Source organism: Microcoleus sp., assembly GCF_049646505.1.
In the GTDB taxonomy this organism is placed as follows: Bacteria; Cyanobacteriota; Cyanobacteriia; order Cyanobacteriales; family Microcoleaceae; genus Microcoleus.
Window position 1 is genome coordinate 1 of sequence record NZ_JBARVX010000043.1, and the last position, 5,852, is coordinate 5,852.

Genomic DNA, 5,852 nt, shown 5'->3' on the forward strand with positions numbered 1-5,852 from the left:
GTCTTAGCCCCCCCTTAGCAAGGGGGGGTTGGGGGGGTATCTGCGGGTGCGGAAAAACTGCCAATTCTGTAACTTGCTGGCGCAATGCGTCGATTTGTGCGTCGGTGACATCGGGCGATCGCACAGTGCCGAGAATTACATCGTGCCGCCGGCTCAAGTATTGTAATAAATTAAAAGTCCTTACCTGAGTTCCTCCGCGGCTTGGCGGGTAGGGAAAAGTCGAGGAAAGCATCAAAATCTGCATGGGATATTGGATAAATAAAGTTGCCGCTGTCGCGATAAGATTGACTGATAAAACTGTTTTAACAATCTTCTCACTATGGATGAATTATCTATCAAAGCGCTGCTGGAAGACTTAAAAAATTCCGAAGAAAGCGTGCGCGATCGGGCAACAGCAGAACTCTGGCGGACTTGGTTTAACCAGAAGGGTGAGTACGGGATGCAAGTTCTCAGGCGATCGCAAGTTTCGCTAGACTCCGGCGATGTTCGCCACGCTTTGGATTTGCTGACGAAACTGATTGCTCAATCGCCCGATTTTGCTGAAGCTTGGAATCGGCGCGCCGTACTTCACTATACCCAAGGAAATTATAAAAAGTCGATTCACGATTGCGAAATTGTCCTCAAATTGAACCCGGTGCATTTTGGGGCGCTGCACGGTCTGGGTTTGTCCTACGCTGCCTTGGGAGAATACAGAAGTGCTATTCGAGCTTTTCGCCGCGCTTTGGAAATTCAACCTTTTGCTTTGGTGAATCAAAAGTTAATTCTTGAATGTACGGCTCGTTTGAGTTAATATCAAGTCATTAGTCATTAGTCATTAGTCATTAGTCATTAGTCATTGGGAATTGGGAATTGGGAATTGGGAATTGGGAATTGGCCAAACAGGGAATTGGCCAAACAGGGCATCAGGAAGACTTTAATTTGGGGCAGTCTAAAGTTTAAAATTTCAGCTCTAAAATCTAAAATCTAAAATCTAAAATGGTTTTTGTTTGTGCCGAAAATTAGCGTTTGCATTCCTACTTGCAATCGAGTGCATTTGCTGGCTAGTGCGATCGCCAGCGTGTTAGATCAAACTTATACAGATTTTGAATTAATTGTCTGCGATGACGGCTCGACTGACAGCACTCCGCTGTTAATGTCAGAATTTGTCGGGCCAGGAATTCGCTACATTCGCCACCCGCAGAATATCGGTAAAAGTAATAATATGCGATCGGGCTTTGCGGCGGCAAGGGGCGAATATTTTATCAAATTTGACGATGACGATCGCCTGAGAGCGCAATTTCTGGAGCGGACATCTGCTATTTTAGATAAAGACCCCAACATTGATTTTGTCAGTACCGACCATTGGGCGATCGACATTCACAACAATATTGACGAAACCGAGACTAAACTGAATTCGCAGCGGTGGGGGCGCACCGAGTTGTCGGCTGGAATTATTGAAGATTTGCTCTCGACAGTTTTTCTGAGACAGAGTTTGCAAATAGGGGCGACTTTGTTTCGCCGCCCCGCGCTGGAATCAGTCGGATTTCTGCGGCCGAATTTGCAAAATTGCGAAGATAACGATTTGTTTGTAAGACTTGCGCTTGCGGGCAAAAAATGCTATTACTTGCCAGAGCTGTTGATGGAGTATCGATTTCATGCTCAACAGCAAGGAGTCGATCGGGCAATTCCGTATTTGAGCGATAAATTGCGCTATTTGACCGGCTACGAATTTGAGTCAGATCAGCTCGAAACAGTCAGGCTCAAAAGGCTTGCACAAACTCAATTAGCGCTTGGTTTGCGGCTGATTGAGGTGGGTGAAACTGCAAAAGGGCGGCAGATGGTCAGGGCTGGAAAGTCTGTTTCTGAGGCGAAAATGTGGGCTGGTTTGGGATTGTCGCTGCTGCCCGTGGAGTGGCGGGGGAGGGCTTTTGCGGCAGTGCGGGATTTTTTGAAACGGGATTTGTGAAAGAGGATTTCGATAGAATACCGGGCGGTTGAAACCGCGTCTATACAGACAAAACCTGACGGGAGCAGGTTGAAGAGTGTACGGTTAAAATCACATTGATAGAGACAAAATCTAGCGAAACGGCGGTTTTAATTCTTGATTTTCTTTAGTCCGCGGAGGCGGACATTGTTTGTGCAGACGCGGTTTCAACCGCCGAGCCTTTTTTACTTTTTGACATCGCACCCCGAACAGAGCGATCGCCTTTCCATTAAAGTAGTACACATTGTCCGATCGAAGTTATTCCTAAATTATCGTGTCTATATTTTCTGAAATTCCCACTGTGTGGTTGCAAATTTCCCTCGTGGGAGCCTGGTTGGGTGTGATTTTATTGGTAGCTGAGGGGTTAAACCGCTTTACTTCTGTCGGTGCAGAGGTATCGCGGAAGGTGGTTCACATCGGTACTGGGAACGTGATTTTGCTGGCTTGGTGGCTGCAAATACCGGGCTGGGTGGGAATTTCGGCGGGGGTTTTAGCAGGTGCGATCGCCCTAATTTCCTACCAACTGCCAATTTTGCCCAGTCTTAACAGTATCAACCGCAAGAGTTTCGGGACTTTTTTCTATGCTGTGAGTATTAGCGTTCTCGTCGCTTGGTTTTGGCCGCTGCAACATCAAGAATACGCAGCTTTGGGCATTTTAGTGATGGCTTGGGGGGACGGATTGGCCGCTGTAATCGGTCAAAAATACGGCAAAAATATTTATCGAGTATGGGGAATCCAGAAAAGTTGGGAAGGTTCTGCAACTATGTATTTAGTGAGTTTTGCGGTTAGCAGTTTGATTTTGCTAACTGCTGGCGGCAATGTTTGGCAAACTTTGGTTGTGTCGGCTGTTGTAGCTTTGGTTGCTGCTACTTTGGAGTCGGTTTCTCTGTGGGGAATTGACAATTTGACTGTACCCATCGGCAGTGCGGCGATCGCCTTTTTGCTCAATCAATTTTGGGTAATTGGTTCGTATTCAGGAATTAGGTTCCGATCGAACTCAAAACATTAACGTCATCACTACCAATTTATAACGGCAAAACTCCAGCTAAACAAAGTTTAGCTGGGAAAAATTGAATATCTTTTAAATATCTGTAGGGACACGGCACTGCCGTGTCCTTGGCGTTGCTTGAGGCAAATGTCTTTGCTTACCTCGCTAGAAACTACCCGATCGCCCGATCACGGGTCTTTTTGATGGCCTTTGGGTGGGGTACCTTCAAAAGGCTGAACTCCTGTATTGGGATAATCGTCATCGTTCCGTTTAAAAATTCTCATCGCAGCTTCGGAAACGTAACGCATCGCATCTGCCAAAGATTTAGAAAGATTCATCACATCCGCCTCTCTTGTCATTGCTTCTGATACTTTTTATATTACTATTAATTTCGGTCTTGGGGTTTCTTTAGCAATATTTGTTTGAATTACTTATTAGTCCGCAACATCGAAGCAACCAGAAGCTTTTAAGATAGTCCTGGACGCAAAAAAAACGCGGTTTCTCTGAAAAATCGTCGATCGATCCGAGAGATGCTTGATTCAGAAACCGGGTTTTTGACCCCGCGTGCGTGCAGGAATGTAAGAATTGCAGTGCGAGGACGATCGCCCTCAAACAAAAAAATGCTTTCGGCAAAACTATAGATGCACCCGCGCGCCTCTAAATCAACACGATCGCGCGCTGCACACCCTACAAACTCAAATTTGCTTTTTTTATTAAAAATACCATAATCTTAATCCGCAAATTAACCTGAAACCCTCTATGCAAGGGCGCAATCAAGAAAAACGCAATATGGTATCAGCAATCTTTATCAAAGATTTACAAAAAGATATGGTGTTTATCACTATAATTAAATAAATAAGTTTGTCCGGGGTTTTTCGCTATGAAAACTGCGACAGAAAGCCTGCACCTCACAGGTTTTGAGGAAATCTTAGAAGACCGGGAACTGACCGTTTCCTCAGCAGATTACAGCCTGTTGACCGATCTCTACCAGCTAACGATGACGGCTTGTTACGTCGGGGAAGCGATCGACGATCGCCCTGCGAGTTTTGAATTATTCGCGCGCAGGCTACCAGAGAATTTTGGCTACGCGATCGCGATGGGCTTGGCTCAAGTTCTCGACTATCTGGAGAAATTTCGGTTTTCCCAGTCGCAAATTCAAGCTTTGCACTCCACCGGAATTTTTGCTGGCGCACCGGAGCGATTTTGGACACTGCTCGCCACAGCCCGCTTTACTGGCGATGTTTGGGCGGTGGCGGAGGGGACGGCGGTGTTTGCTAACGAGCCTCTGCTGCGTGTCGATGCTCCTCTGTGGCAAGCTCAGTTAGTCGAAACTTATTTGTTGAATGCGATCAATTATCAAACTTTAATCGCGACGCGGGCTGCACGGCTCCGCGATGTGGCGGGCCCTGACGCTAAGTTGCTGGAATTCGGGACGCGCAGGGCTTTTGGGCCGCAAGCTGCTGTGTGGGCGGCTAGGGCGGCTCTGGCTGCTGGGTTCGATGGCACTTCTAATGTTTTGGCTGCTTTGAAGTTGGGCCGCAAGCCTGTCGGTACTATGGCTCACGCTTTGGTGATGGCTGTGGCGGCTCTCGAAGGTAGCGAAGAGGAGGCGTTTGCAGCTTTTCACCGCTGTTTTCCGGGGGCACCGCTGCTGATCGATACTTATAATACTGTGGCGGCGGCGCGGATGTTGGCCGATCAAGTAAACAGCGGTGAAATGCAGTTGGAAGGCGTGCGGCTGGATTCGGGGGATTTGGCGGCGCTGTCGAGGGAAGTGCGATCGATCCTGCCGGGCGTGCCAATTTTTGCTAGCGGCGATTTGGACGATCGAGAAATTGCTAAATTAAAAAGTAGCGGCGCTTGCATAGACGGTTACGGATTGGGAACAAAGTTAGTCAGCGGTTCGCCTGTGAACGGTGTTTATAAGTTGGTGGAAATCGACGGGATTCCGGTGATGAAAGAGGCAAGCGGCAAGGCAACATATCCGGGCAAAAAACAAATTTTTAGACATATTCAAAACGGAGAAATTCTCGGAGATTGTTTGGGATTGTTTGGGGAAGAAAATAAAAATCCTGATTCTCACATACCATTAATGAAATTGGCGGTAAAGAATGGCAAACGAGTGCAGAAACAGGAAACTTTGGAGGATATTGCCAAACGAACCGCTGCATCTGTCGCCAGTCTTCCCGCAGCAACCCGCCAACTAGATAACCCGATTTCGCCGCCGGTGGAAATTTCTACAGATTTGCTAAATCTGACCCGAAAAACAAAAAAGAGTCATTAGTCATTAGTCATCAATCATCAATGTCAACATCAGACTACAATCCATGATAAATCTCGCTTGTAGCTTAGCCTCGATCCCCCTAAATCCCCCTTAAGAAGGGGAGTAGGGGTTGACTTTGAGAGCTGACAGTTCCCCCTTTTTCAAGGGAGATTTCGCTCGCTCCAGTTTCTTCTTTGTAACAAAACTTCGATCGCTCTTTTTCCTCCTTTTTAAGAGAGGTGAGTGGGGATATAGAGGTTGACAATCAAGCAACAGGCTGGAACTAAGTTTGATATTAAGTTGATATGATACTAACGGTAATGAGTATGTAATTTAATTCCCAATGACTAATGACTAATGACTAATGACTAATGACTGCTGACCAATGACTAATGACTAATGACTAATGACTAATGACTACTGACTGCTAACTGCTGACTACTGACTACTGACTACTGACTAATTACCTATGCAGAAAATTGCCTTGTTTGGAACCAGTGCCGATCCGCCCACAGCAGGACACAAAACAATCCTGAGTTGGCTTTCCCAGCATTTTGATTGGGTAGCAGTTTGGGCGTCGGACAATCCTTTTAAGTCCCACTCCACATCCCTAGAACACAGATCCGCAATGCTGCTGT

General features: G+C 46.6%; 6 protein-coding genes and 1 pseudogene. 5 read left to right on the plus strand and 2 right to left on the minus strand.

Annotated elements, in window-relative coordinates; translation table 11 throughout:
• Positions 1–244: pseudogene (locus tag WBA89_RS02510) on the minus strand (glycosyl transferase family 1); the annotation flags it as partial.
• A 75-nt stretch (positions 245–319) separates the two neighbouring features.
• Here WBA89_RS02510 and WBA89_RS02515 point away from each other — a divergent pair.
• The 3 genes from WBA89_RS02515 (at position 320) to WBA89_RS02525 (ending at position 2,972) form a co-directional block, all read left to right on the plus strand.
• Positions 320–790 carry a tetratricopeptide repeat protein gene (locus WBA89_RS02515; RefSeq protein WP_424403775.1) on the plus strand — a complete coding sequence of 157 codons (471 nt, stop codon included), beginning with the start codon at positions 320–322 and terminating at the stop codon, positions 788–790.
• A gap of 198 nt (positions 791–988) precedes the next feature.
• Entirely contained in the window at positions 989–1,945 is a 957-nt protein-coding gene (locus WBA89_RS02520; protein ID WP_424403777.1) for a glycosyltransferase family 2 protein, read from the plus strand.
• A gap of 292 nt (positions 1,946–2,237) precedes the next feature.
• Positions 2,238–2,972 (plus strand): diacylglycerol/polyprenol kinase family protein, encoded by a 735-nt coding sequence (locus tag WBA89_RS02525; protein WP_424403779.1) that lies wholly within the window; start codon positions 2,238–2,240, stop codon positions 2,970–2,972.
• A gap of 167 nt (positions 2,973–3,139) precedes the next feature.
• Here WBA89_RS02525 and WBA89_RS02530 read toward each other — a convergent pair whose 3' ends face one another.
• A complete protein-coding gene (locus WBA89_RS02530) occupies positions 3,140–3,310 on the minus strand; it encodes an isochorismate synthase (RefSeq protein WP_424403781.1) in 171 nt (56 codons plus the stop codon).
• Between the two features lie 521 nt (positions 3,311–3,831).
• On the opposite strand from WBA89_RS02530, the gene WBA89_RS02535 reads away from it, so the two are divergent.
• Positions 3,832–5,235, plus strand: coding sequence for a nicotinate phosphoribosyltransferase (locus WBA89_RS02535; protein WP_424403783.1), 1,404 nt, complete (start codon positions 3,832–3,834; stop codon positions 5,233–5,235).
• Between the two features lie 448 nt (positions 5,236–5,683).
• On the plus strand, positions 5,684–5,852 hold a 169-nt coding region (locus tag WBA89_RS02540; RefSeq protein ID WP_424403785.1), incomplete at its 3' end, for an adenylyltransferase/cytidyltransferase family protein.

Excerpts from the sequence above, each read along its gene's own strand:
- WBA89_RS02530 (WP_424403781.1), bottom strand. The coding sequence starts at position 3,310 with ATGACAAGAGAGGCGGATGTGATGAATCTTTCTAAATCTTTGGCAGAT.
- WBA89_RS02515 (WP_424403775.1), top strand. The coding sequence starts at position 320 with ATGGATGAATTATCTATCAAAGCGCTGCTGGAAGACTTAAAAAATTCC.
- WBA89_RS02535 (WP_424403783.1), top strand. The coding sequence starts at position 3,832 with ATGAAAACTGCGACAGAAAGCCTGCACCTCACAGGTTTTGAGGAAATC.